Here is a 23,143-nt window from a genome sequence, read left to right as displayed (position 1 = left end):
CACCTCCGCGCCACCCCGATTGCCCCTGCACGGCTGGTCACTGCACCCCTGATCACGACACGCCTGATCTCTACACAGCCGGGCGCCGGCGAGCTTCTCCACGGATGCGCACTCGGCCCGCCTCCCCGTCCCCACGCTCGGCACGGTTGAGGCATGCAGCTCATTACTCGATTGATCAGGATTGTTCTCGTGGTTCCGGTGTGCACCGGTGCGGTTGCCGGAACGCCTCTGGCTCCCGCTCCGATCACTGCTCCACCGCAGCCCACGCCCGTCTACTCCGCTCAGTTCGTGCGGATCGACGTTGCAGAGAGATGGGAGTGGCCGCGAGGACTACCCATCGAGATCAGCGCCCCCTATATTGCGCCCCCGACGCCCTATGCGGCTGGGCACCGCGGCATCGACCTGACCGCCGAGCCGGGCACGGCGGTGCTCGCGCCGTTCGACGGCACCGTCAGTTTCGCTGGCGGCGTCGTCGATCGCCCCGTCATTGCGATCGATCATGCCGGCGACCTCCGGTCGAGTTTCGAGCCGGTCGAAGCGAGTGTCGCGGTCGGCGACCGGGTGAGCGCCGGTCAGCAGATCGGCACGGTCACGTTCACGGTCGGCGCCGGCGTTCATTGTGTGCCGGGTTGCTTTCACTTCGGGGTGCGTTTGCACGGCCAGTATCTATCACCTCTGACGATGCTGGGCGGAGTCCCCCGCGCCGTGCTCTTGCCGCGCGATGCGCGGTAGCACCGTGGGCACCAGACACACCGGAGAGTCGGCGCCGGAATCAGGCCCGCGGATGCGCCGTGAGGTAGGTCTGTTTCAATCGCTCCGTGGAGACATGGGTGTAGATCTGGGTGGTGCCGAGGCTCGCGTGCCCGAGAAGCTCTTGAACGGCACGCAAGTCGGCTCCACCGTCGAGCAGGTGTGTCGCCGCCGTGTGACGCAGGGCGTGCGGCCCGGCTGGGCCGGTTCCGGGCAGGTCGGCAACCAGGCCGGCCACCACGCGGTAGACAGCCCGCACACCGAGTCGCTTCTGTTGCGTGCCGAGAAAGAGCGCGTTGTGAGCGGGCTGCGGCGCCGAGGCGGAACGCTCAGTCAGTGCGGCCGAGGCCAGGGCCGGGCGTGCTCGGCGCAGGTAGTCGACAATCGCCGAGAGTGCCGGAACCCCGAACGGCACCACCCGTTCCTTCGAGCCTTTGCCGGTCACTCGCACGGTGAGGCGGTCGAGATCCACATCCGCGATGTCGAGGCCGACCAGCTCGGACACGCGCAGGGCCGAGGCGTAGAGCAGTTCGACCACGGCAAGATCGCGCAGGGCGTTCGGCTCCCCCGTCGATGCGTGAAGCTCCAGCGACGCCAGCACTTCCTGCATCTGCACCCGGTTGATCACGCGCGGCAGCGGTCGGCCGGGTTTCGGCGATTTCAACCGCACGCCCGGGTCATTCGGCAGCGCACCAGTCTGCGCGAGCCAGGCGGTGAAACTGCGCACCGATGCCGCCCGGCGCGACAACGTCGCTTTGGCCAGTCCCGCCTGGCTGCTCGCCCAGACCCAGTCACGGAGCAGCTCAAGCGTGATCCCATCGGTCGAGTCCACGGCGTGCTCGGCCGCAAACGAGGCGAGCTGCCGCAAGTCGGTCCGATAGGCCCGGACGGTGTGTTCAGAGAAGCCGCGTTCAAGAGTGAGGTACAGCAGGTACTGCTCGATCTGGGCGTGCATCATCACGACTGACGGGAGAACGCTTCGAGCCGGCCTTCGGCACTCAGCGCTTCCATCTGGCCGAGGTATCCCGCGGGGAATCGGGTCGCGATGTCGAATGCACCGATCGGCACCACGGAGTGCACGACTTGATCATCGTAAATATGCACGAGGTTGAGGGACGTGCCTCCGGCGACGCCGGTGAGCTCACGGATCGGAGCGCTCAAATCCATCGTGTAGCAGGTGGCCGCCGCGACCGAGACGGGGATTCCGGCGAACAGGCCCGTCGTCGCGTAGTGGAGGTGGCCGCCCAAGATTGCGCGAATGTCGCTGCCCGCGACGACGTCGGCGAGTCGCTGCTGCTCACGCAGTTCCAGGATGTTCATCAGCGGCAACGGGGTCGGCACCGGCGGGTGGTGCAGTGCGAGCAGGGTTCCGCGCGCGGCGGGCGTGCGAAGAATGTCCGCGAGCCACGCAAGCTGCTCGGCAGTGAGTTCACCGTGGTGGTATCCGGGCACGCTCGTGTCGAGAGCGATGATCCGCAGGCCGTCGATGTCGAAGACCTGATCGACCGGGTGTTCGACGCGCTGGTCGATGGAATGCCGTTCCAGCGAGGACTGATCGTTGACGGAGTGGTCGATGGCGGATTCGTCGGTGGAACGGCGTTCCACTGAGCTTGCCGAAACCGAGCCGGTGGAGTCGGAGCCCTTGTCTGGCGCGGCTTCGCGTAGGAGCGTCGAGCGGAATGCGCCGCGATCATCGTGGTTGCCCATCACCCAGACGACGGTGGACCCGAGCCGCTCGGCCGTCGCTTCGATGATCTCGCGAACCCGCAGGTAGGCATCCGCCTGACCGCGGTCGGCGATGTCCCCGGTCAAGACGATCGCGTCAGGGCGCAGCCCCGAACGCTCGAGTTGCGCCATGGCCTGGATGACGGTGCCGTCGGTGTCGACGGAGCCGTAGAGCGCCGCTCCGTGGGCGAGAAAATGGGTGTCGCTCAGGTGCACGATCAGGCTCGTCGCCGGCGGGCACTGGCCGAACTGCGGAAGCTCTGGTTTCATGGTGTCCTTTCGCCCTCGGCTCCAGACTAAACGGCTGCACCGACAGCGCACGGAACCGGGCCGATGAGCGCCGGAACTCCCCCGCCCTCCCCACTACCTCGCCCGTACCCAGCCGGACTCCCGCCGCCGCACCGCCCCCTCCATGTCGAGCGTGCCGAGCGCTCCGATCACGGATCCGGTCGACAACCCGGCGCGGCGCGCAATGTCGGGGATGGGGCGGGGCGCCCGGGTGCTGAGTGCATCGAACACGCGGACCTGCTCACTCGTGCGCCCGGAACCGATGGCCCCCTGCGGTGCGCCATCGTCGGCGAATTCAAACATCACCTGGGTCATCGAACCGACGAGTTCCGCCATCTCGGCGGCGTTCGTGACACAGATTGCGTCGTACTCGCGGATCAGCCGGTGACATCCGCTTGACGTCGGGCTCGTGACAGGGCCGGGAACGGCACCGAGCGGCCTTCCCAGCGCGGCCGCATGGCCCGCCGTGTTGAGAGTGCCAGAGCGCCACCCCGCTTCGAGCACGACTGTCGCGGTGCTGGCTGCCGCAATCAGCCGGTTCCGTTGCAGAAAACGCCATTTTGTCGGAGCGGCGCCGCAGGGAAGCTCAGAAACGACGGCACCGACCTCTGCGATGCGCGCCAGGAGTGCATCGTGTCCGCTCGGATAAAACCGATCGATGCCGCCCGCCAGAAATGCGAGGGTGAGACCCCCACTTGCCAACGTCGAGCGGTGCGCCATGCCGTCAATCCCGTACGCCGCCCCCGAAACGATGGCAAACCCGCGGTCGACGAGTCCTGCCGCCGCCTCCATGGCCACATGCTCGCCGTACCCCGTCGCCGCACGCGCACCGACCAACGCGATCGAGTTCGGCAGCGCAAGCCAGGCGTTGTCCACACCGCGCCACCAGAGTGCGATGGGCGCATGCGGCCCCAGATCATCCAGGGCAGCGGGCCAGAGTCGGTCACCGGGTACCAGCAGATTGCCGCCCGATCGAGCGCATTGTTCGAGCGCATGGATGACGTCGGCCGACGAGAGCCGGTTTCGCCAGCGCTGGAGGCCGTCATCGAGCTTCTCGCCGAGATCTTCCTCCGGGTCGCCGCCCGCATCGCGCAGCATACCGATCAGCTTCTCGAGAGGCCACGACTCGAGGATCGCCGTGAGCGCAGTCGATGCCCCCAGACAGCCGATCAACATGCCGGCCATGCCGTCACCCGGCTCCGTCAGACTGGTCCACGCGGCCCGCGCGAAAAGATCAGCGGTCGCCGCCTCATCCTGAGGCGGACCGGGGCTCACCGCACCGACCAGGCTGCGCACCCGCGATTCATCGAGCCCGAACTGTTTCACGAGGTTCTCCCTTTTCGTAGGTAGAGCGCTTGGCCGACCTGTTCAATGCCGGGACGACTCACGCCGTCGAGATCGGCGATTGTCCAGGCAAGCCGGAGCACGCGGTCATAGCCGCGCATGGTGATTCCCCCACGTTCCAGAGCCCGGTCGATCGGTGCCGTCGCCGCACCACCGAGTCGAGCGTGAGGCCCCCGCAACCACGGCCCGGGAACGTGGGAGTTGAGCGACCAGGGCGTCCCGATCAGGCGTTCCGCCGCCGTGGACCGAGCATCGACGACGCGGGCGCGCACGGTCGCACTGGTCACACGCGGCTCGGATTCCGCGAGCCTGAGGTGCGCTGCGGTGATGCGGCTCACCGTCAGCTGGATGTCGATTCGGTCGAGCAGGGGTCCCGAGATGCGCGCCAGATAGCGGCGACGGGCACTCGGTGGGCAGGTGCAGTCATGCTCTGGCGCGCCGAATTGCCCACATGGACACGGATTCGCGGCCATCACCAATTGAAATCGAGCGGGAAACTGCGCGACACCGTTCGCACGGTGGATGGTGATCACCCCCGACTCGAGCGGCTGACGCAACGCATCGAGCACAGCCGACTGAAACTCGGGCGCCTCGTCGAGAAAGAGCACTCCGTGCGAGGCCCGAGCGGCGGCCCCGGGTCGGATCAGCCCGGAACCTCCGCCCACCATCGCCGCCGCCGTCGCCGTGTGATGCGGCGATTCGAGCGGCGGCCTCACCACGAGCGACGCCCCGACTCCTTGCCCATTGAGCGAACGCAAGGAACTGACCTCCAAGGAGGCTGCGGCGTCGAGATCGGGCAACAGCCCGGGTAGGCGGGCCGCGAGCATTGTTTTGCCGGCACCGGGCGGGCCGATCATGAACACGTGGTGTCCGCCGGCGGCCGCAATCTGCAGCGCGAGAATCGCGTCCTCGTTGCCGACGACGTCGGCAAGGTCCGGCTCGTCGGCATCCGGCACCTGCTCCATCGGGAGAAGCATCGCGTCGACCGGAATCGGTTCCAGCTGGGCACCGTGCCAGATTGCCGCATCCCGCAACGAGGCCACGGACACCACCCGGATGCCGGGAACGAGCGCGGCCTCTTCTGCGTTGCCCGCCGGCACCATGACCGTCGTGTACCCAGACCGCGACGCGGCCAGCACGGCCGGAAGCATCCCGCGCGTCGGTCGCAGTCGACCGTCGAGAGCCAGTTCTCCAATGTGCACGACCGAACTCACCGATGCCGGGGCGACGACACCGTCGGCAGCCAGGCAGGCCAGTGCGATCGCCAGGTCGAAGCCCGAACCATGCTTCGGCAGCGCGGCGGGCGAGAGATTGATGGTGAGAAAGTTGCGGGTGAGCGAGCAGCCGGAGTTCTTCGCCGCGGCACGTACGCGCTGCTTGGCCTCCGACAGTGCAGTGTCGGGCAGTCCGATCAGGATCATGCCCGGCAACTGCCCCGAGATGTCGGCTTCGACTTCGACGAGTGCACCGGTCAGGCCGAGAAGCGCAACGGCATGGGTGCGAGCGTGCCCCATCAGAACAACCCCTGACGGTGTTCAAGCACCGGCTCGGCTCCTGCGGCCGCCACAACCGCGACTGCATCGATGCGGATGCGCCGGGGCGGCCTCTCCGCCTCGGCACACCACGCGTACGCAAGCCGACGGAGCCGCGCGAGTTTGACCGGGGTGATCGCCTCAAACGGATGCCCGAACCGCACGCTCGATCGGGTCTTCACCTCAACGAAGACGACCTCGCCGTCACGCGCGACGATCAGATCGACTTCACCCTGCGCGCAACGCCAGTTACGCTCGACCAGCTGGTAGCCGGCCGCGGTGAGATAGGTCAGGGCGTAGTCTTCGCCGCGCCTGCCCAGGTCGTCTTTCGCTGCCATCAGAGCCTCCACCCGTCAGCCTGCGGGAAGCAGCGGAGTCGAAAGCGGCCGGGTGGCGATCGGTAGAAAACCAGCGGCCCCCAGCCGCTGTGGAGAAGCAGGTGGGGGCCGTTGAAGAACGCCGAGATTACCGGGCGGCGACCGGGAAGGCGCGCGGGTGAACGCCCGCCATCTCCTCGAGCACGCGCACGACCTGGCAGCTGTAGCCGAACTCGTTGTCGTACCAGACGTAGAGGATGGCCTTCTTGCCCGTGGCGATGGTGGCCAGTCCGTCGACGATTCCGGCACGCCGGGAGCCGAGGAAGTCGCTGGAGACGACCTCAGGCGAGTCGATGTAGTCGATCTGCTTGTGCAGCGACGAGTAGAGCGACATTTCGCGCAGGTAGGTGTTCAGCTCGTCTTTATCGGTGCCGTTCTCCAGGCTCAGGTGCAGGATCGCCATCGACACATCGGGCGTCGGTACGCGGATCGCGTTTCCGGTGAGCTTGCCGGCCAGTTCGGGCAGCGCCTTCGCGACGGCCTTCGCCGCCCCGGTCTCGGTGATCACCATGTTCAGTGCGGCGGAACGGCCCCGACGGTCTCCCTTGTGGAAGTTGTCGATGAGGTTCTGGTCGTTGGTGAACGAGTGCACTGTCTCCACGTGGCCGTCGATGATGCCGAAGCGGTCGTTCATCGCCTTGAGCACCGGCGTGATGGCGTTTGTGGTGCACGACGCGGCCGTGACGATCGCGTCATCCGCGGTGATCGTGTCGTGGTTGATGCCGTGCACGATGTTCTTGAGATCGCCCTTGCCCGGCGCGGTCAGCAAGACCCGGGAAACTCCGGGGCACTTCAGATGCTGGGAGAGACCCTCCGCATCGCGCCAACGGCCCGTGTTGTCGACCACGATGGCATCCTCAATGCCGTACTCGGTGTAGTCGACAGTGGCCGGGTCGCTCGAGTAGATCACCTGGATCAGGGTGCCGTTGGCGAGAATGGTGTTCGCCTCTTCGTCGACGACGATGGTGCCGTCGAAGGGGCCGTGCACCGAGTCGCGGCGCAGCAGGCTGGCGCGCTTGATCAGGTCGTTGTCAGAACCCTTGCGCACGACGATGGCCCGCAGGCGCAGCCCGTGGCCTCCCCCGGCATGCTCAATCAGGAGGCGCGCGACCAGTCGCCCGATCCGTCCGAATCCGTAGAGCACGACATCGGTGCTGCTGCGATCGTCGACACCGTGGCCGCCGGCCACATCGGCGAGCTGCTCACGCACGTACTCCTCGATCGTCAGAGCCGAGTCCACGGCATTCGAGTTCTGGGCCTTGAAGCCGAGACCGAGACGGGCCAGGTCGACCGAGGCGGCGCCGAGCTTCATCTCGCTCATCGTGCGCAGCATGGGGAGGGTCTCGTCGAGTTCGAGTTCGACGTCGTCGAGCTGACGGGCGAATCGGTGGGCCTTCACAAGACCCATCACCGACTGGTTGATCAAGCTACGACCATGAATGGAAGTCACGACATTGTTGTCGCGATACAGACCGCCGATGAGAGGAATCATGGCTTCCGCCAGCGCCTCCCGTTCGATCCAGGATTGTCGACGCTGATCAGATTCCTGCTTCACTGCTTTTGTTGCCTTTCTGAGGCTATTCGTCGAGCGCCAATTCCTTCGGCAGCTCGAACTCTTTGGATGCGAGTTCCTCGACGTTGACGTCTTTGAACGTCAACACGCGGACCGATTTCACGAAGCGGTCGGAACGGTAGACGTCCCAGACCCAGACATCCTTCATCGTCAACTCGAAATAGAAGTCGTGCTCCGTGTCGCGGCGCACCAATTCGACCTCGTTGGCGAGATAAAAGCGTCGTTCTGTCTCGACGACATACTGAAACTGACCCACAACATCGCGGTACTCGCGGTACAGGGCCAGCTCGACCTCGCGGTCGTAGTCCTCGAATTCGTCTTCTTCCATGGTGCTTCAATCCTACGCTGAGATTTTGAGCCAGGATTTGCGGTGCAGGCCGTGCGCGCCGAGCTCCGCAATGGCACTCATGTGCGCCGCACTTCCATAACCCTTGTTGCCGGCCCAGCCATAGCCGGGCGAAGCCTCGTCGGCTTCGATCATCAGTCGGTCTCTGTGCACCTTGGCAATGACGGATGCGGCGGCGACAGATCCGCAATCGCGGTCCGCTTTGACCCGGGTGACGACGTTCAGCGGCGTGGAAAGTGCCTTGTTCAACCAGTCGTCGTTGCCATCGAGCAGCACAACGCTGCCGGTGATGTCGACGCCTTGTTCATGCAACGCGGTCAAAGCGCGCTTGCCGGCCAACCCCAGGCAGGCAATGATTCCGAGTTCGTCGACCTCTTGGGCCGAGGCGAGCCCGACGGCGGAGTGCAGCACCCAGGCTTTCGCGAGCGGTTCGAGCGCTTCGCGGCGTGGTTCGCTCAGAAGCTTCGAATCGCGCAGGCCCGCCGGGATCGCGAGAACTCCGGCATCGATCACGGCGACGCCGACGGCGACGGGGCCGGCGAGAGCTCCACGACCGACTTCGTCGCAGCCGATCACCGTTCGGGCGCCCGCCGACAAGAGCGCCAGTTCGGTCTCCAGAGTGGGGTCGGAGACAGCCATTAGCCCTCCCCCTCTTCGACGCCGCGGAAGACTTCGGGATAATCGTCGAGCCAGGCCCACCGACTGATCGGCCAGCTGATCACGAGCGCACGCCCGACGACATTGTCAATCGGCACGTATCCCTTGCCTGGCGTGTCGCCGTTGTAGCGGGAATCCCGGGAGTTGTACCGGTTGTCGCCCATCACCCAGAGCGAGTGGGGCGGCACGATCGTGTCGAAGTCGTCTTCAGAGACCTTCGTCACTCCCGGCGGAAGCTTGATGTACGGCTCATCGAGCGGCACGCCGTTGACGCTCATCTGGCCGAGCGCGTTGCAGCAGACGACGTGGTCCCCCGGCAGACCGATCACCCGCTTGATGAGGTGGTCGTTGCTGTCGGGAGCCGACAGGCCGACGACGGACAACAGCCAGTCGACGCTGGCGATCAACGGGTTCTGGGGGGTTTCCGCCTGAGGCATCAGCCATCCGCCCGGATCTTTGAAGACGATGACGTCGCCGCGGTCGATCGGGATCAGTTTCGGCTCAAGCTGGTTGACCAGGATGCGGTCGTTCACGTGAAGGGTTTCTTCCATCGACCCTGACGGAATGTAGAAAGACCGAACCAGGAACGTCTTGATCAAGAAGGAGATCAAGAGTGCAACGACGAAGATGACCAAGAGGTCGCGAATAAAGAGGGCGACGCCGCGCTTCTTGCGCCGTGCGTCTGTGGCCCGGCGAGATGATCGCGTGGGCACCGTATTTTCTGTCATTTAACCGCCTGAGCTCCCCACCCAGTTTATGGGATGAGGAGCCGAGGCACGCGCAGGTGAACCCGTATGGGTCAGTCTGACTAGCGCTTTTCCTTGATCTTTGCCTTCTTGCCGCGCAGGTTGCGCAGGTAGTACAGCTTCGCGCGACGAACGTCACCGCGGGTCACAACCTCGATCTCAGCGATGACCGGGGAGTGCACCGGGAAGGTACGCTCGACGCCAACCTGGAAGCTGACCTTGCGAACGCAGAACGTTTCACGAACGCCTTCGCCCGAGCGGCCGATAACGACGCCCTGGAAGACCTGCACACGTGAGCGAGTGCCTTCAACGATGTTGACGTGAACCTTGACGGTGTCGCCGGCGCGGAAGGCGGGGATGTCCGACTTCAGGGATGCGGCATCCACGTGGTCGAGAATATGCATGATTTTTCGCTCTCTGCACCCGCCACAGGTCGAATACGGCTTTGTGCTCTGCTCCGGCGCGTGTCGCGCAGGGCCGAGGAATGGAATAAGTAATTGCGTGCCGACTGGTGCAGCTCCCCTGTGGCAGAGGCTTGCCGCGGCACAAGTGTCTATTCTGCCACTAAACAGCGGACACCCGCAAAGCGACGGGTCTCTGCCGTTCGGAGAATGGTTAGTGCGAGGCCGGCTTTTCGCGCACGATGATCACGTTCGGGTCGGGAGTCGGCGTGTGATTCGGGGTGTTTCCGAGACCAGGCTCGGGGAAGCCGGGCGCCGTGAAGCCGGTCGGCGGGAAAGCCGCACCCGGTTGCGCGGTCTGTTCGAGCAGGTCCATCATCGCCTGCATCCGGCGACGCGCGGCGGTGAACAGCTCCCACAGGGCGAACCAGAAGGCACAAATTCCGATCACGACAACGACGACCGACAACCACGCGGCCGAGGAGGCGTAGAAACCGACGGCGATGATCGACGCATGCCAGAGGCTCAGCACGCCGACGTCCGCCCAGGACACCGCGCGTTCTTCCCTGACTTCTTTGCGCGCGAAGAACAGCAGCGCGATCACCAGGAGGCCGAGCCCGAGCAGGAGCGCGCCGAATACGACGCCCAGAACTTGCCAGCCTCCGGCACCGAAGATCGGCCAGCCGATCACCAACCAGAGCGGGAGAACGAAGGCAGCGATGAACTGCCAGTAATAGAAAGCGCGACGGATGATCACGCCTCCAGAATAGTCAGCCGAAACTGTTTATTCCTCCGAGTTCGCCGCAGGCAGAAGGTCCGGACGCACACGGCGGGTGCGTTCGACCTGCTGCTCGTGACGCCAGGCGGCGATCGCCCCGTGATTGCCGCTCAGCAAGACGGGCGGAACGTCACGCCCGCGCCAGCTGGCGGGCTTCGTGTAGCTCGGGTACTCAAGCAGCCCGTTCTCGTGAGATTCCTCCACGAGGCTGGCCGGATTGCCGACAACGCCCGGAATCAGGCGCCCGATCGCTTCGATCATGGCCATCACGGCGACCTCACCGCCGTTCAACACGTAGTCGCCGAGGCTGACCAGGCGCACGCGAGCGTGGGTGGCGGTGTCGTCGATCACGCGTTGGTCGATGCCCTCGTAGCGGCCGCAGCCGAAGACGAGGTGCTTCTCGGCCGCAAGCTCGCGAGCCATAGCCTGGGTGAAGACGTCGCCGGCGGGCGACGGAAAGATGACGAGGGGCAGCTCGGATGTGGCGTCATCGGTGTGTGACGTGGGCTCGGCATCTGCCGGGGCAGCATCCGGGACGGCATCTGGGACGCTCGCCGGAGCGAGAATCGCGTCGAACGCCTCACCCCAGGGCTCGGGCTTCATGACCATACCGGCTCCCCCGCCGTACGGGGTGTCGTCAACGGTGCGGTGACGGTCATGCGTGTAGTCGCGCAGGTTGTGCACGCCGAGGTCGATCAAACCGCTCTGGCGAGCCTTGCCCAGAAGCGAGATGTCCAGCACATCGAAGAACTCGGGAAAAATCGTGACGATGTCGATGCGCATACCGACAATTCTACGAGAGTGCTCCGCGGTGCCCTGCACGTGTGCTCGACGGCCCGTTCGGRTTGACGCATCCATTTCCTGGACGTCGCTAATGCTCAGCCCTGGGCACTTGCAGCGCTCAGGGGGACCTACGCACCCCCACAGCTGGATCTCATCGACACCGCGCGACAGGTTGTGCGCGACGACGCTTGTGATCGAGGACATCTCTCGTCAGATCTGTTCTCCACAGATTTGGATGCACTCCCCCACACGCACCTCCGCGCCGCCACAGTTGTCACCATGTCACTCGCTGCCAGCATGCTCCACGCGCGTGGGACGCCTGTTCATCTGCGCACGTTGCGCGCAGGAGGGGTTTCCGAGAACGATCTGAGGCGTGCGGTGCAGACGGGCGAAATCGAACGGGTTAGGCAGGGATGGTACTGCCTGGCCGGCGATACGTCAGATGTTGTCAGAGCACTCCGGGTCGGCGGACGCCTCAGTTGCGTCTCGTTGCTGCGGATGCGTGGGGTCTGGCTGATGCCGGACACCCGCCTTCACGTCGCCGTTGCGGTGTCGCGGACCAGACTGCGCTCACCCGCCGCACGCAACCTCACAGCCGGCGGAATGAGCGGCGTGCCGACGGTCGTCACACACTGGCAGCCCCGATTTCTCAACCCACTCGAGCCCACTGAGATGATCGACGATGCGGCGGCCTGCCTCGCGACGTGCCTGCCCCGGGATCACGCGATCATCGCTTTCGATTCGCTCGTCAATGGCCAGGTGCTGTCGGCCGATCGATTGCGCGTGGCTCTGGCCGGACTACCTGACTCCCACGAATGGATGATGCGCCTCGTCGATGCCGGATGCGGTTCCGGACTGGAAACCTTGGCCCGGCTCAACTTGCTCCGCCACAACATCCGAGTGCGGAGCCAGGTTCATATTCCGGGCATCGGATGGGTCGACCTCCTGTTCGGCGACCGGCTCGTGCTCGAACTCGACAGCCGCGCCCACCACACTGATCCGACCGCGTATGAGCGGGACCGAGCTCGCGATCTCGCCCTGATCGAACGCGGCTATCTCGTCGTGCGCGTGACGTACCGCAGCATCATGCGGGAGTGGCCGACAATCGAGCGAGCGATCCTCGCGATCGTGCACAGACGCGAACATCGGTGGCAATCGATACACCGGAGGGCCGGCCTCGCCGTTGCGCCTGAGTAGGCAGCGCGGGTGACGGATGCACGCGGGTACCGCATACAACTGTGGCCACGTGCTTCCCGAAGGAACGCACGTGGCCACACAGTTGAGCTGACTGCTGAAACTACTCGGCGGGAACGTCCGGCGTCGCGTCGGCGTCAGCGCCAGCAGGCGCTTCGGCTTCGGGAGCAACAGGGGCCTCGGCCTCTGCAGTTTCTGCAGATTCCTCAGCCTCGTCGGGCAGTTCCTCGAACAGACCGGTCGGCGGCGTCACCGTGACGGTGCCGGCGGCGATGTCAACGGCGGGAACGATGGCCTTCACGAAGGGCACCATCACATCGCCGTTGGGCGTCTTCACGATCAACAAGTCCTGCGCAGGCATGTGGTCGAGACGCGCGATGGTCCCGACCTTCACACCGTCACGCATGACCGCGAGACCGACGAGCTGGTGGTCGTACCAGGCGTCTTCCTCATCGGATGCTTCAGCCGGGTCCTGCTCGATCCAGAGGATCGCCTTGGCCAGCGTCTCGGCCGCTGAGCGGTCGAGAACATCCTTGAAGAAACCGACGGGGTGCTGGTTGTACCAGCGCAACTCGACGAGTTCCAAAGTCTTGCCGTGCCAGGGCGACCCGGTCGGCACTTGGAGGGTGAACACAGAGCCCGGGACGAAACGACGTCCCGGGTCATCCGTGAACATTTCCAGCTTGATAGCGCCCTTGAGGCCATGGGCCTTCGTCAGGCGTCCCACCCGGAGCTGGGTGCGCGGAGGCGTGTTCTCGTTCACCGAGTACGACTTAGAAGTCGGTGTCGACGACGTCGACACGCACACGCTTGCCGTCGGCCAGAGCGGCCACCAAGGTGCGCAGTGCTTTCGCAGTGCGGCCTGAGCGACCGATGACCCGGCCGAGGTCCTCGGGGTTCACACGAACCTCGAGAACATCGCCGCGGGGGGAATTTTTTGCAGCAACGTGCACATCGTCAGGGTGATCAACGATCCCCTTGACGAGGTGCTCAAGTGCGGGAGCAAGCAAAATTACGCCTTGTCCTCGGTGGTTTCTTCAGCTTCAGCCTCGGCCGGAGCCTCAACCTTGGCAACCGGCTTCTCAGCCTTGGGCTTCAGAACCGGCTTCTTCTTCTCGTCAGCGACGAAGGCAACCTTGGGCTCCTTGACCTTGACGGTGTTCTTGGCGTCCTTGTCACCCTTGAAGATGCCCCAGTCGCCCGTGAGCTTCAGCAGTGCGGCAACCTGCTCGGTCGGCTGGGCGCCAACGCCGAGCCAGTACTGAGCACGGTCGGACTTGACCTCGATGACCGAGGGCTCCTGCGTGGGGTGGTAGATGCCGATCTCTTCGATGACACGACCATCGCGCTTGGTGCGCGAGTCGGCAACGACGATGCGGTAGTACGGTGCACGGATCTTACCCATGCGCTTCAAACGAATTTTGACAGCCACAATTCTCCTGTGATGTTGATATTTTGGCGAACTGAGGGCCGTGAGCGTGGGGGCACACTCGGCACAAGCTCAAAGGGGTTCAGTGCATCTGATTAGAGGGTCGGACACAACAGAACTCGACTAACCATTCTGTCAGACTTCACCGCATTTGTGATAATCCAGATTCAACGGATGCTCACGGTGACGAAGGATGCGTCAGAGCGCGTTCTTGCCGTCCCGCCAGGCCAGCCAATCCGCGACGGCGCCGAGGTCATAGTGTGGGCCGGAGACCCCAAGGGTGAAGAGTCGGGCACCCAGGTCGTAGAGCTCATCGGCTTCGGCGAACGTGCGATGACGCACCTCGGTGGAGATCTCGATCTCGTCGATGTTCCGACCGACCGTGTCGCACCATCCGGCCAGCACGCCGAGCTTGTGCTCGAGTACGTCAGGCGTCGAGAAGGAATGCCAGATATCGGCATGCTGGGCGACGATGCGCAGGGTCTTCTTCTCTCCCCCACCACCGATCAGCACCGGCACGGCACGGGTCGGGGGCGGGTTCAGCTTCGCCCACCGCGCTTCGATGCGGGGCAGATCGGCGGCCAGGGCATCCAGCCGGCTGCCGGCGGTGCCGAACTCGTAGCCGTATTCGACGTAATCACGTTCGAACCAGCCGGACCCGGTGCCGAAGATGAACCGACCGCCGCTGATGTGGTCGATGGTGCGGGCCATGTCGGCCTGCAGGTCGGCGTTGCGGTAGCTGTTGCAATTGACCAGCGCCCCCAGCTCGATCGTCGTCGTCTGCTCGGCCCAAGCCGAGAGCAGCGACCAGGATTCGAAGTGCAGACCGTCACGGTCGCCCGACAGAGGGAAGAAGTGGTCCCAGTTGAAGACGATGTCGGCGCCACGGGCCTCCACCTCGGCCACGGCGGTTCTGATCTGTGAGTAGTCGGCATGCTGAGGCGCCAACTGCACACCCAATCGAACCGGTCGTTGCGAAGAAGTCATTGCGACAGCTTATTGGCGACCAACGTCCGCCGGCTGTCGCCCCTCGTACCGAGAATCGCCGGTCCTCCGGCGATTCTCGGCAGGAGCGGCGATTCTCAAGGGTAAGAGACCCGGGCTAGCGGCCCAGCATCTTCTGCAGGGCAGCCATCTCGTCTTCGCTCGGTCCGCCGGCCTTCTTGGCGCCGCCGAGGCCGAAGCCCGTTCCGGCAGCCTCGGCGCCTGCCGGCTTCACACCGGCCTCGATTGCCGCGTTCTCCGCGGCGCGCTTGGCCGGGTTGCCCGACTTCGAGCCCTTCTTCTTCGCCTGCACTTTGCCGCGTCCGCCGCCGAAACCGGCGCCGGGAATCGGGCCCATTCCGGGAATGTTCGGCATGCCGCCCTTGGCGACCGTCTTCATCATCTTCGCGGCCTGCTCGAACCGCTGAACCAGCTGGTTCACCTCGGTCACCGTGCTGCCGGAGCCGCGGGCGATCCGCAGACGGCGTGAGCCGTTCAGGAGTTTCGGGGAGACCCGCTCGGCCTTCGTCATCGACTGGATGATGGCTTCGGTGCGCACGATCTCGCGCTCATCGAAGTTGTCGAGCTGAGCCTTCATGGCGCCGGCGCCCGGCAGCATGCCCATCATCTTCTTGATGGAGCCCATGTTGCGCAGCTGCTGCATCTGACCGAGGAAGTCATCGAGAGTGAAGGTGTCCGTCGCGAATTTCTCGGCGACCTTGCGTGCTTCGTCTTCGTCGAAGGCACCCTGCGCCTGCTCGATCAGGGTGAGGATGTCACCGAGGTCGAGGATGCGGCTGGCCATGCGGTCGGGGTGGAACGGTTCGAAGTCGTCGAGGCTCTCGCCCGTCGACGCGAACATGATCGGGCGTCCGGTGATCGAGGCCACCGACAGCGCGGCGCCACCGCGCGCGTCACCGTCGAGCTTGGTGAGCACCACACCGGTGAAGTCGACGCCGTCCTGGAACGCCTTGGCCGTTGCGACCGCATCCTGACCGATCATCGCGTCAATGACGAAGAGCACCTCGTCGGGATCGATCGCCTTGCGGATGTCGGCGGCCTGCTTCATCAGCTCGGCGTCAACACCGAGACGACCGGCGGTGTCAACGATCACCGTGTCATAGAGCTTCTGCTGCGCGAACTTGATCGCTTCTTTGGCGACCTTGACCGGATTGCCGACGCCGTTGCCGGGCTCGGGCGCGTAGACCGGCACTCCGGCCTGCTCGCCGACGACTTGCAGCTGGGTGACGGCGTTCGGGCGCTGGAGGTCGGCGGCGACGAGAAGCGGAGTGTGGCCGTCTTTGGCCAACCACTTCGCGAGCTTTCCGGCGAGGGTGGTCTTACCGGCACCCTGCAGGCCCGCGAGCATGATGATCGTCGGCGGCTTCTTCGCGAACTCGAGACGACGCTGCTGACCGCCGAGGATCGCGATGAGTTCCTCGTTGACGATCTGTACAACCTGCTGCGCCGGGTTGAGCGCCTTGTTGACCTCGTCACCGAGGGCGCGCTCGCGCACCTTGCCGGTGAAATCTTTGACCACGGACAACGCCACGTCGGCGTCGAGAAGAGCGCGACGAATCTCGCGAACTGTGCCGTCGACATCCGCAGCCGAAAGCTTGCCCTTGGTGCGGAGATTCTTGAAGGTCTCGGCGAGGCGGTCTGAAAGGTTTCCGAAAGTAGCCATGGTGGCTTTAGTTTAACCGGTCTTGCTGGTCACAATCGCACAGGCCGCGCACAGGCGGGCGTGGCGGCCTCGACTAGTCGTCGATCTCCACCGACACCGTGTCGCCGTTCACGTCAAGCGCAACGATGAGCAGGGTGTCGGTCTCATGCGGGCTGATCGAGTAGTCGAGCACGGCGAAGTGCTCCTCGCTGCCGCTGTTGTGCGGGTGGAAACCGATGCGCTGCAGGCGCAGAGAACGCAAGAAGTCGATCTGCTGGTCGCCAGAGCCCCAAATGAGCGCGTCGGAGAGCGCCTCGGGGCCGAGCTCATCGATCGACTGCTCGATGTACAGCGCGGTCTTCGAGTTTTCCTTGCTCAAATCGGCAACGAGCGACTCACGGGCCTGCGAGTCCAAGTCTTCGAGGGAACTGATCATCGCAGCGGCGATATCGAGGTTCTCAACCTTCACCGACTCCTCATCGGGAGCGTTCAAGTCAATGTCGACGTTCTGGTCGCCGAGTTCGGCGGTTTCAGACCAGTGGATGTCGCCGGCTCTGTCGCTGCCGAGTACACCGAAGAAGTCGTGTTCGATGGTCATGAGGGGTCCTATCCGACGAGTTTCTGTGCAAATACGTGAGGCGTGAAGCCGGTGAGGTCGTTGATTCCCTCGCCCTGGCCGACAAGCTTGATGGGGATGCCGGTCTTCTCCTGCACGGCCAGAACGAAACCGCCCTTAGCCGAGCCGTCAAGCTTTGTCAGAACGAGGCCGGTCACTCCGGCGTGCTCGATGAAGGCCTCGGCCTGGGCGAGCCCGTTCTGACCGGTCGTCGCATCGAGCACGAGAAGCACCTCGGCGATTGGCGCCTGTTTCTCGAGCACCCGGCGAATCTTGGTGAGCTCATCCATCAGACCGCCCTTGGTCTGCAGACGGCCGGCGGTGTCGATGATGACGATTTCGAAACCCTCCGCCTTGGCCCGCTCCACGGTCTGAAAGGCGACGGATGCCGGGTCTTGGCCCTGCGCCTGTGGCTTCACGATCTCGGCGCCGGCGCGTTCGGCCCAGGTGGCCAGTTGTTCGACGGCCGCGGCGCGGAACGTGTCGGCCGCGCCGATCAGCACGGTGCGGCCGTGCGTGCGCAGGAACTTGGCGAACTTGCCGATCGTGGTCGTCTTGCCGACCCCGTTCACGCCGACGACGAGCACGACGGCAGGGCGATCGCTGAGGGTCAGCGTCGGGTTCAACCGGGCGAGGCGCTCTTCGATGCCTTCGCGCAGCATCCGCTGCAGGTCGGCCGGGTCGGTCGTGTTGTACTTGGCGACCTTCGCCCGCAGATCGGCCACGACTGCGTCGGTGACGTCGGGGCCGAAGTCCGCGCGGAGCAGGGCATCCTCGAGGTCGTCCCAGGTCTCTGCGTCGATTGTCTTCTTCGCGAACATGCCGCGCAGGGCGCCGGAAAGTGACCAGGGGGTGCGATCTGCCATGGCTCTAGCCTACGGCCCCGGAACCTGGGGGCTGGCGCCGACGGGAGTGCCTGGTTATGCTCCGGGGTGCCGACTGCGAATCTCAGCCGACGAACCTCCATTCACCCACGATGAAAGGCCACGTCATGACGTTCACCTCCCACCACGAATCGGCTTTTGACGAGCTCGCCGAACTTCTCGACGGCACGGTGATTCGTCCGGGACAGGCGACCTGGGATGAGGCTCGGGCCGCATGGAATCTCGCGATCGATCAGCAACCTGCCGCCGTCGTCACGCCGAACCATGTGGAAGACATCGGCCACATCTTGAAGGCCGCACACGCCACGGGTCTGGATGTCTCGGTGCAACCGCGCGGGCATGGAGCGAACGGCGACCTGGCCGGGTGCATTCTGTTGCGCCCGACCGCGTTCGATGAGGTGACGATCCACGTCGAGGAGCGCTATGCGCGCGTCGGAGCCGGCGTGCTCTGGGGCACGTTCCTTCCCTCGCTCGAAGGAACAGGACTGATCGCGCTGGCCGGCACGAATCCCGACGTCAGTGTGGCCGGGTACCTGCTCTCGGGCGGTCACTCCTGGTTCAGCCGGTGGAAGGGACTCGCCGCTCATTCGATCCGTGCCGTCGAACTCGTCGATGCCTCTGGTGAGCTGCGCAGGGTGACCGCGGAAAGCGACCCGGAGTTGTTGTGGGCCCTCCGCGGCGGAGGCGGATTGTTCGGCGTCGTGACGACGCTGGAGATCGACCTTTTTGAAGCACCCGACCTGTTCGGTGGCAAGATCATCTTCCCGGGCGTGACCGCCGAGGCCGTCTTCGAGCTGGCCGATGCCGTCATTCGCACCGCGCCCGACGAGCTGTCCCTCCTTCTCGGCCTCATCAACATGCCTGACGCCCCATTCGTACCGGAGCCGATGCGCGGGCAGACCTTCGCCAGCGTCGATGTCGTCTTCGTCGGTTCGGCCGCCGCCGGCGCCGCGCTGCTCGCGCCGCTCGTCAACGGCATCCCTCCGGTCGCCAACATGACTCGCCCGTTCACGATCGGCCAGCTCGGCGAGGTCGCCGCTGAACCCACCGATCCGAGCGGGGCGATCGATTGGTCCGCAACCCTGACCGATGCATCGGGATCGGTGTTGGCCGATGTCGCTGCCGGCTTCCGTGCCGCGACGCCGGCCGGTCTGACCTTGTTGACACTCCGACCGCTCGGCGGCGCCATCGCCCGCTCCGACCGCGACGCAACGGCAGTCGTCGGCCACCTTGATGCCCAGTACACGGTGTTCGCCGCAGCCATCATCATGGATCCGACGGCCGCTCTCGACCCCGACGCCCTCTTCGAACCGCTGGACGAGGCCGTGGCCGGACGCACCGTGCAGTTGACGGTGCCGACGTTCCTCACGCATGGTCAGGGATTGGCGGATGCCTATGGCGAGGCTGACCTCGCACGTCTGGCCGAGATCAAGCGGCGCGTCGACCCGCACGACGTCATCCGCAGCAACCGGGGGTTGCCGGCATAACCACCGGGCTCTCTACGACGCCTGCTCTTCGTCGCGCGCAAGACGCTGACCGACAACCGCTGACACGCCGTCCTGACGCATCGACACCCCATAGAGCGCGTCGGCGATCTCCATCGTGCGCTTCTGGTGCGTGATCACGATCAACTGACTCGTCTCACGGAGGTCCTCGAAAATGGTGAGCAACCGGCCGAGGTTGGCATCGTCGAGGGCCGCTTCAACCTCGTCCATGATGTAGAACGGGCTGGGCCGGGCCTTGAAGATCGCGATCAGGAGCGCCACAGCCGCGAGTGAACGCTCGCCGCCGGAGAGCAAGGAGAGCCGCTCGATCTTCTTGCCGGCCGGCTTGACCGAGACTTCGATGCCGGTGGTCAGCATATTGTCGGGGTCAGTCAGCCAGATGCTGCCGGTGCCGCCGGGGAACAGCACCGGGAAGACCTGGGCGAACGCCGCCTTCGTGTCGTCGAACGCGCTGGCGAAGATGACCTCCATCTTGCCGTCGATGTCGTCGATGATGGTCAACAGATCGGCCCGGGTCTTCGTCAGGTCGGCCAGTTGCTCCGTCAGGAACAGGTGTCGTTGTTCGAGCGCTGCGAATTCTTCGAGCGCGAGCGGGTTCACCCGGCCGAGTTGGGCGAATTTGCGTTCGGCATCGGCGAGGCGCTTCCGCTGTTCGTCCCGATCGAACGGGGTCGGCGACGCGTCGGCATCCGCCGGATCGGCGGCGGGAATCAGCTGGTCGGGACCGTACTCGCCCACCAACACTGCTTCGACGAGGCCCAGTTCGCTCTCGGCCCGTTCGAGCAAGCTGGAGAGATGCAGCTTCTTCTCATAGATCTGCAACTCGAGGCCGTGCACGTTCTCGGTGATCGCTTGCAGCCGATCGCGAAGCGCCGATTCTTCCGAGCGGAGGGCGACGAGTTCTTGGTTCTGACTGCTGCGCTCGGCTTCAGCACTCGTCAGCCGCACTCGTGCTTCCGCCACCGATGCGTCGACCGAGGCGAGAACGGCGGGCAGCGCCTCGGCGACGCCGGTCGCCGCATCCACCTGACGACGGCGGATGACCGCGCGCCTGGCCGCTTCTTCAGCAGCGGTGCGGTCCGCCTCCCGCTGCTTCGTCAGCGATTCACGGTGTGCCTCGGCGGCCGTGACCCGTTCGCGTGACGTTTCAACCTGCAACCGTGCCTCGACCTCGCGTTCGCGGGCCGTCTCAAGTTCGGCATAGAGGGCGTCGCGTGTGCTGACGTCGAGGATCGGTCGCGGGCGCGACTGGGCAACTTCACGTTCGGATTGAGCCGCAGCGACGGCCTTTTCGGCCTCGGCGACCGCGACGCTCGCAAGAGCCAGGCCCGCCGACAGCCGGTCGAATTCGGCGGTCGACGCCTCGATCTGCACGACGGCGCGGCTGAGCGTTGCGGTGTGCGCTGACCGACGCGCTTCGGATTCGCGAAGCGCACTCTCTGCCGTCGCGGACTGCTGTTTGTGGGACTGAAGAAGCGTGCGCTGCTCGGCCAATTCGAATCGCTCACGTTCGATGTCGTGCAGCACCGCCTCAAGCTTGTCTGCTGCGGCGTCGCGCTCCGCGATCAATTCGAGTTTGCTCTGTTTCGCCCCGGAACCCCCGCGCAACAGGTAGTCGGTCAGCACGTCTCCCGACCGGGTGATCAGCGTGATCGGGGTCGTGCTTCCCGCGACGGCGAGTGCCGCACCCAGCTGCGGGTAGGCGGCACGGGCCGCGGCGAGGTCGGCGGCGATCAGAGTGGTCGCCAGGATCCCCTGAACCCCTTCCGGAGCGTCAACGACGGAGTTCGCCGAAACAAGACCGGGAAGAGCCGGCAGTTCGTCCGCGATCGATGACGAGCCGCGCGCACCGTTCGCCTCAGCGACGATCAGGTCGACGCGGCCCAGGTCGGCATCCCTGGCGTGCTCGACGGCTTCGAACGCCGCGGTGCGCGTCTCGGCGAGCACGGCGTCCGCCAGTGTGCCGAGTGCTGCGGCAATCGCCGCTTCGAAGCCCGGCTGCACGTGAATGTGCTCGGCAACCAGCCCGCGGATACCCGCGAGCCCGGCGGCGATGACGGCGGAGGAACCGTCTTTCTGGTCGAGCGCAAGCGAGAGGGCGCTCCGGCGCGCAGCCAGGGCATCCCGTTCACGCTCTGCGGCGTGCACCGTTTCGCGGAGGCGTTCAATGTCGGCCTCGACGGTCACGATCGCCGCGTTGGCGCGTTCGGCGAGTTCGGCGACGTCGGCGTCGCCGGCCTCGGCCGAGGCGCTGTTCGCTGCAGTCTCAAGTTCGGTGATGCGCTCCTGGGCGGCCTGGCGCCTGGCCTCTGCGGCATCGAGCGCGTTCTGCTGGCGCAACACCTCACCCCGCACGGCGGCCAGGTGCGAGGCAGCCGAATCGGCCTGGCCGCTCAGCTTGGACACCTCGAGGTCGTGAGCGGAGACGCGGAGCGCCTGGGCGGCGATCTCCTCGTCGACCGCGTCCAATCGGCGGCGTACCGTCACGGTCACGGCTTGGGCGTCGATCCAGCCGGCCTCAGCCGTGGCGATGCCGGCGCGGAGCCGATCGATCTCGTCGGCGGCATCCTGCAGCATGGCCGACGTGACGCCGGGGCCCCGGTCCTGCGCCGGGGTTTCAGAGCCGAGCAGAGCCAGGCGCTGGTTGGCCAGTGTGTAGAGACCGCGCAGACGTTCTTGCACCGACTCGAGGCTGAAACTCGTGCGGCGCGCGGCGTCGACGGCGTCGCCGATCTGCGCCTGTTCCAGCCGCTGCACGCGCGCCTGCTTCTGTTCGAGCTGATCCTGCAGCACGATTCGTTCGGAGTGCCGTTCGCTCTCTGTGCGACCGTGGGTGTCGAGGGCCGTGCGGAGGGTGACAACATCATCGGCGAGCAGGCGTGCGCGCGCATCCCGCACCACCGCGGCGATTCCCTGTGCTGTGCGGGCCACTTCGGCCTGCGCACCGAGGGGCTTGAGTTGCCGGCGCAGCTCGCCCGCCAGGTCGTTCAACCGGGTGAGGTTCGTCTGCATCGCGTCGAGCTTGCGGAGGGTTTTCTCCTTGCGGCGCCGGTGCTTGAGAATGCCAGCTGCCTCTTCGATGAACCCGCGGCGGTCCTCCGGGCTGGCATGCAGAACCGCGTCGAGTTGCCCCTGCCCGACGATGACGTGCATCTCACGGCCGAGTCCGGAGTCACTCAGCAGCTCCTGCACATCCAATAGACGGCAGGTCTGGCCGTTGATCGCATACTCGCTGCCGCCGTTGCGGAACAGGGTGCGGGAAATCGTGACTTCCGAGTAGTCGATGGGCAAGGCGCCGTCGGCGTTGTCAATGGTGAGCGTCACCTCGGCGCGACCGAGCGGTCCGCGTGTGGAGGTGCCGGCGAAGATGACGTCTTCCATCTTTCCGCCGCGCAGCGTTTTCACGCCCTGCTCCCCCATCACCCAGGCGAGTGCGTCGACGACGTTCGACTTGCCGGAACCGTTGGGGCCGACCACACAGGTCACCCCTTGCTCGAAGGCGAATGTGGTCGATTGGGCAAACGATTTGAAACCCTTGAGGGTGAGACTCTTCAGGTACAACGCGCTC

General features: G+C 65.3%; 23 protein-coding genes. 3 read left to right on the top strand and 20 right to left on the bottom strand.

The annotated features are described in order from the left end of the window. Positions 1 to 153: 153 nt before the first annotated feature. On the top strand, positions 154 to 732 hold the full coding sequence (locus AB4Y63_RS07640) for a M23 family metallopeptidase (RefSeq protein ID WP_441790443.1): 579 nt from the start codon (positions 154 to 156) through the stop codon (positions 730 to 732). 40 nt (positions 733 to 772) lie between these two features. Here the strand turns inward: AB4Y63_RS07640 and AB4Y63_RS07635 are convergent, their stop codons facing one another. The 12 genes from AB4Y63_RS07635 to trmD form a co-directional block, all read right to left on the bottom strand. Further along, positions 773 to 1,705 (bottom strand): tyrosine recombinase XerC, encoded by a 933-nt coding sequence (locus tag AB4Y63_RS07635; RefSeq protein WP_441790483.1) that lies wholly within the window; start codon positions 1,703 to 1,705, stop codon positions 773 to 775. 2 nt (positions 1,706 to 1,707) lie between these two features. Continuing rightward, the gene (locus AB4Y63_RS07630; RefSeq protein WP_441790442.1) at positions 1,708 to 2,745 is read right to left on the bottom strand and encodes a phosphodiesterase; all 1,038 of its coding nucleotides are present in this window, start codon (positions 2,743 to 2,745) and stop codon (positions 1,708 to 1,710) included. A 93-nt stretch (positions 2,746 to 2,838) separates the two neighbouring features. Beyond that, positions 2,839 to 4,089, bottom strand: coding sequence for a DNA-processing protein DprA (locus AB4Y63_RS07625; RefSeq protein ID WP_441790441.1), 1,251 nt, complete (start codon positions 4,087 to 4,089; stop codon positions 2,839 to 2,841). Continuing rightward, positions 4,086 to 5,621 (bottom strand): YifB family Mg chelatase-like AAA ATPase, encoded by a 1,536-nt coding sequence (locus AB4Y63_RS07620; RefSeq protein ID WP_441790440.1) that lies wholly within the window; start codon positions 5,619 to 5,621, stop codon positions 4,086 to 4,088. Before AB4Y63_RS07620 ends, AB4Y63_RS07625 begins: the two co-directional genes overlap by 4 nt. Further along, positions 5,621 to 5,977 (bottom strand): YraN family protein, encoded by a 357-nt coding sequence (locus AB4Y63_RS07615; protein ID WP_441790439.1) that lies wholly within the window; start codon positions 5,975 to 5,977, stop codon positions 5,621 to 5,623. The genes AB4Y63_RS07620 and AB4Y63_RS07615 overlap by 1 nt, the downstream gene beginning before the upstream one ends. 127 nt (positions 5,978 to 6,104) lie before the next feature. Continuing rightward, a complete protein-coding gene (locus tag AB4Y63_RS07610) occupies positions 6,105 to 7,535 on the bottom strand; it encodes a glyceraldehyde-3-phosphate dehydrogenase (RefSeq protein ID WP_441790482.1) in 1,431 nt (476 codons plus the stop codon). A 58-nt stretch (positions 7,536 to 7,593) separates the two neighbouring features. Then, entirely contained in the window at positions 7,594 to 7,917 is a 324-nt protein-coding gene (locus AB4Y63_RS07605) for a DUF2469 family protein (protein ID WP_066596196.1), read from the bottom strand. A 12-nt stretch (positions 7,918 to 7,929) separates the two neighbouring features. Further along, positions 7,930 to 8,574: a ribonuclease HII gene (locus AB4Y63_RS07600; protein WP_441790438.1), complete on the bottom strand. Its 645-nt coding sequence runs from the start codon at positions 8,572 to 8,574 to the stop codon at positions 7,930 to 7,932. Further along, the gene (gene lepB / locus AB4Y63_RS07595; protein ID WP_441790437.1) at positions 8,574 to 9,320 is read right to left on the bottom strand and encodes a signal peptidase I; all 747 of its coding nucleotides are present in this window, start codon (positions 9,318 to 9,320) and stop codon (positions 8,574 to 8,576) included. Before lepB ends, AB4Y63_RS07600 begins: the two co-directional genes overlap by 1 nt. Before the next feature lie 80 nt (positions 9,321 to 9,400). Continuing rightward, positions 9,401 to 9,742, bottom strand: coding sequence for a 50S ribosomal protein L19 (gene rplS / locus AB4Y63_RS07590; protein ID WP_179578218.1), 342 nt, complete (start codon positions 9,740 to 9,742; stop codon positions 9,401 to 9,403). Between the two features lie 211 nt (positions 9,743 to 9,953). Next, a complete protein-coding gene (locus tag AB4Y63_RS07585; RefSeq protein WP_441790436.1) occupies positions 9,954 to 10,496 on the bottom strand; it encodes a hypothetical protein in 543 nt (180 codons plus the stop codon). Between the two features lie 27 nt (positions 10,497 to 10,523). Beyond that, positions 10,524 to 11,300: a tRNA (guanosine(37)-N1)-methyltransferase TrmD gene (trmD, locus tag AB4Y63_RS07580; RefSeq protein ID WP_441790435.1), complete on the bottom strand. Its 777-nt coding sequence runs from the start codon at positions 11,298 to 11,300 to the stop codon at positions 10,524 to 10,526. 516 nt (positions 11,301 to 11,816) lie between these two features. On the opposite strand from trmD, the gene AB4Y63_RS07575 reads away from it, so the two are divergent. Then, positions 11,817 to 12,497, top strand: coding sequence for an endonuclease domain-containing protein (locus AB4Y63_RS07575; RefSeq protein ID WP_441790434.1), 681 nt, complete (start codon positions 11,817 to 11,819; stop codon positions 12,495 to 12,497). 100 nt (positions 12,498 to 12,597) lie between these two features. On the opposite strand, the gene rimM is transcribed toward AB4Y63_RS07575, so the two are convergent. The 7 genes from rimM to ftsY form a co-directional block, all read right to left on the bottom strand. Next, entirely contained in the window at positions 12,598 to 13,170 is a 573-nt protein-coding gene (gene rimM, locus AB4Y63_RS07570; protein WP_441790481.1) for a ribosome maturation factor RimM, read from the bottom strand. A 97-nt stretch (positions 13,171 to 13,267) separates the two neighbouring features. Continuing rightward, positions 13,268 to 13,504, bottom strand: coding sequence for an RNA-binding protein (locus tag AB4Y63_RS07565; RefSeq protein ID WP_179578221.1), 237 nt, complete (start codon positions 13,502 to 13,504; stop codon positions 13,268 to 13,270). Positions 13,505 to 13,506: 2 nt separating this feature from the next. Then, complete coding sequence (gene rpsP / locus AB4Y63_RS07560) at positions 13,507 to 13,926, bottom strand: 30S ribosomal protein S16 (RefSeq protein ID WP_441790433.1); 420 nt, start codon at positions 13,924 to 13,926, stop codon at positions 13,507 to 13,509. Between the two features lie 195 nt (positions 13,927 to 14,121). After that, positions 14,122 to 14,910 carry an LLM class F420-dependent oxidoreductase gene (locus AB4Y63_RS07555; protein WP_441790432.1) on the bottom strand — a complete coding sequence of 263 codons (789 nt, stop codon included), beginning with the start codon at positions 14,908 to 14,910 and terminating at the stop codon, positions 14,122 to 14,124. 115 nt (positions 14,911 to 15,025) lie between these two features. Beyond that, entirely contained in the window at positions 15,026 to 16,591 is a 1,566-nt protein-coding gene (gene ffh / locus AB4Y63_RS07550; RefSeq protein WP_441790431.1) for a signal recognition particle protein, read from the bottom strand. A 73-nt stretch (positions 16,592 to 16,664) separates the two neighbouring features. Beyond that, a complete protein-coding gene (locus AB4Y63_RS07545) occupies positions 16,665 to 17,168 on the bottom strand; it encodes a DUF2004 domain-containing protein (RefSeq protein ID WP_441790430.1) in 504 nt (167 codons plus the stop codon). A gap of 8 nt (positions 17,169 to 17,176) precedes the next feature. Then, positions 17,177 to 18,052: a signal recognition particle-docking protein FtsY gene (gene ftsY / locus AB4Y63_RS07540; protein ID WP_441790429.1), complete on the bottom strand. Its 876-nt coding sequence runs from the start codon at positions 18,050 to 18,052 to the stop codon at positions 17,177 to 17,179. Between the two features lie 125 nt (positions 18,053 to 18,177). Here ftsY and AB4Y63_RS07535 point away from each other — a divergent pair, with 125 nt between their 5' ends. Then, positions 18,178 to 19,557, top strand: coding sequence for an FAD-binding oxidoreductase (locus AB4Y63_RS07535; RefSeq protein WP_441790428.1), 1,380 nt, complete (start codon positions 18,178 to 18,180; stop codon positions 19,555 to 19,557). Positions 19,558 to 19,569: 12 nt separating this feature from the next. Here AB4Y63_RS07535 and smc read toward each other — a convergent pair whose 3' ends face one another. Further along, positions 19,570 to 23,136 carry a chromosome segregation protein SMC gene (gene smc, locus AB4Y63_RS07530; RefSeq protein WP_441790427.1) on the bottom strand — a complete coding sequence of 1,189 codons (3,567 nt, stop codon included), beginning with the start codon at positions 23,134 to 23,136 and terminating at the stop codon, positions 19,570 to 19,572. Between the last annotated feature and the right edge of the window lie 7 nt (positions 23,137 to 23,143).

Source organism: Leifsonia sp. YAF41, from assembly GCF_052113185.1.
Lineage (GTDB): Bacteria > Actinomycetota > Actinomycetes > Actinomycetales > Microbacteriaceae > Cryobacterium.
This window is presented reverse-complemented; position numbering and strand designations above follow the sequence as displayed.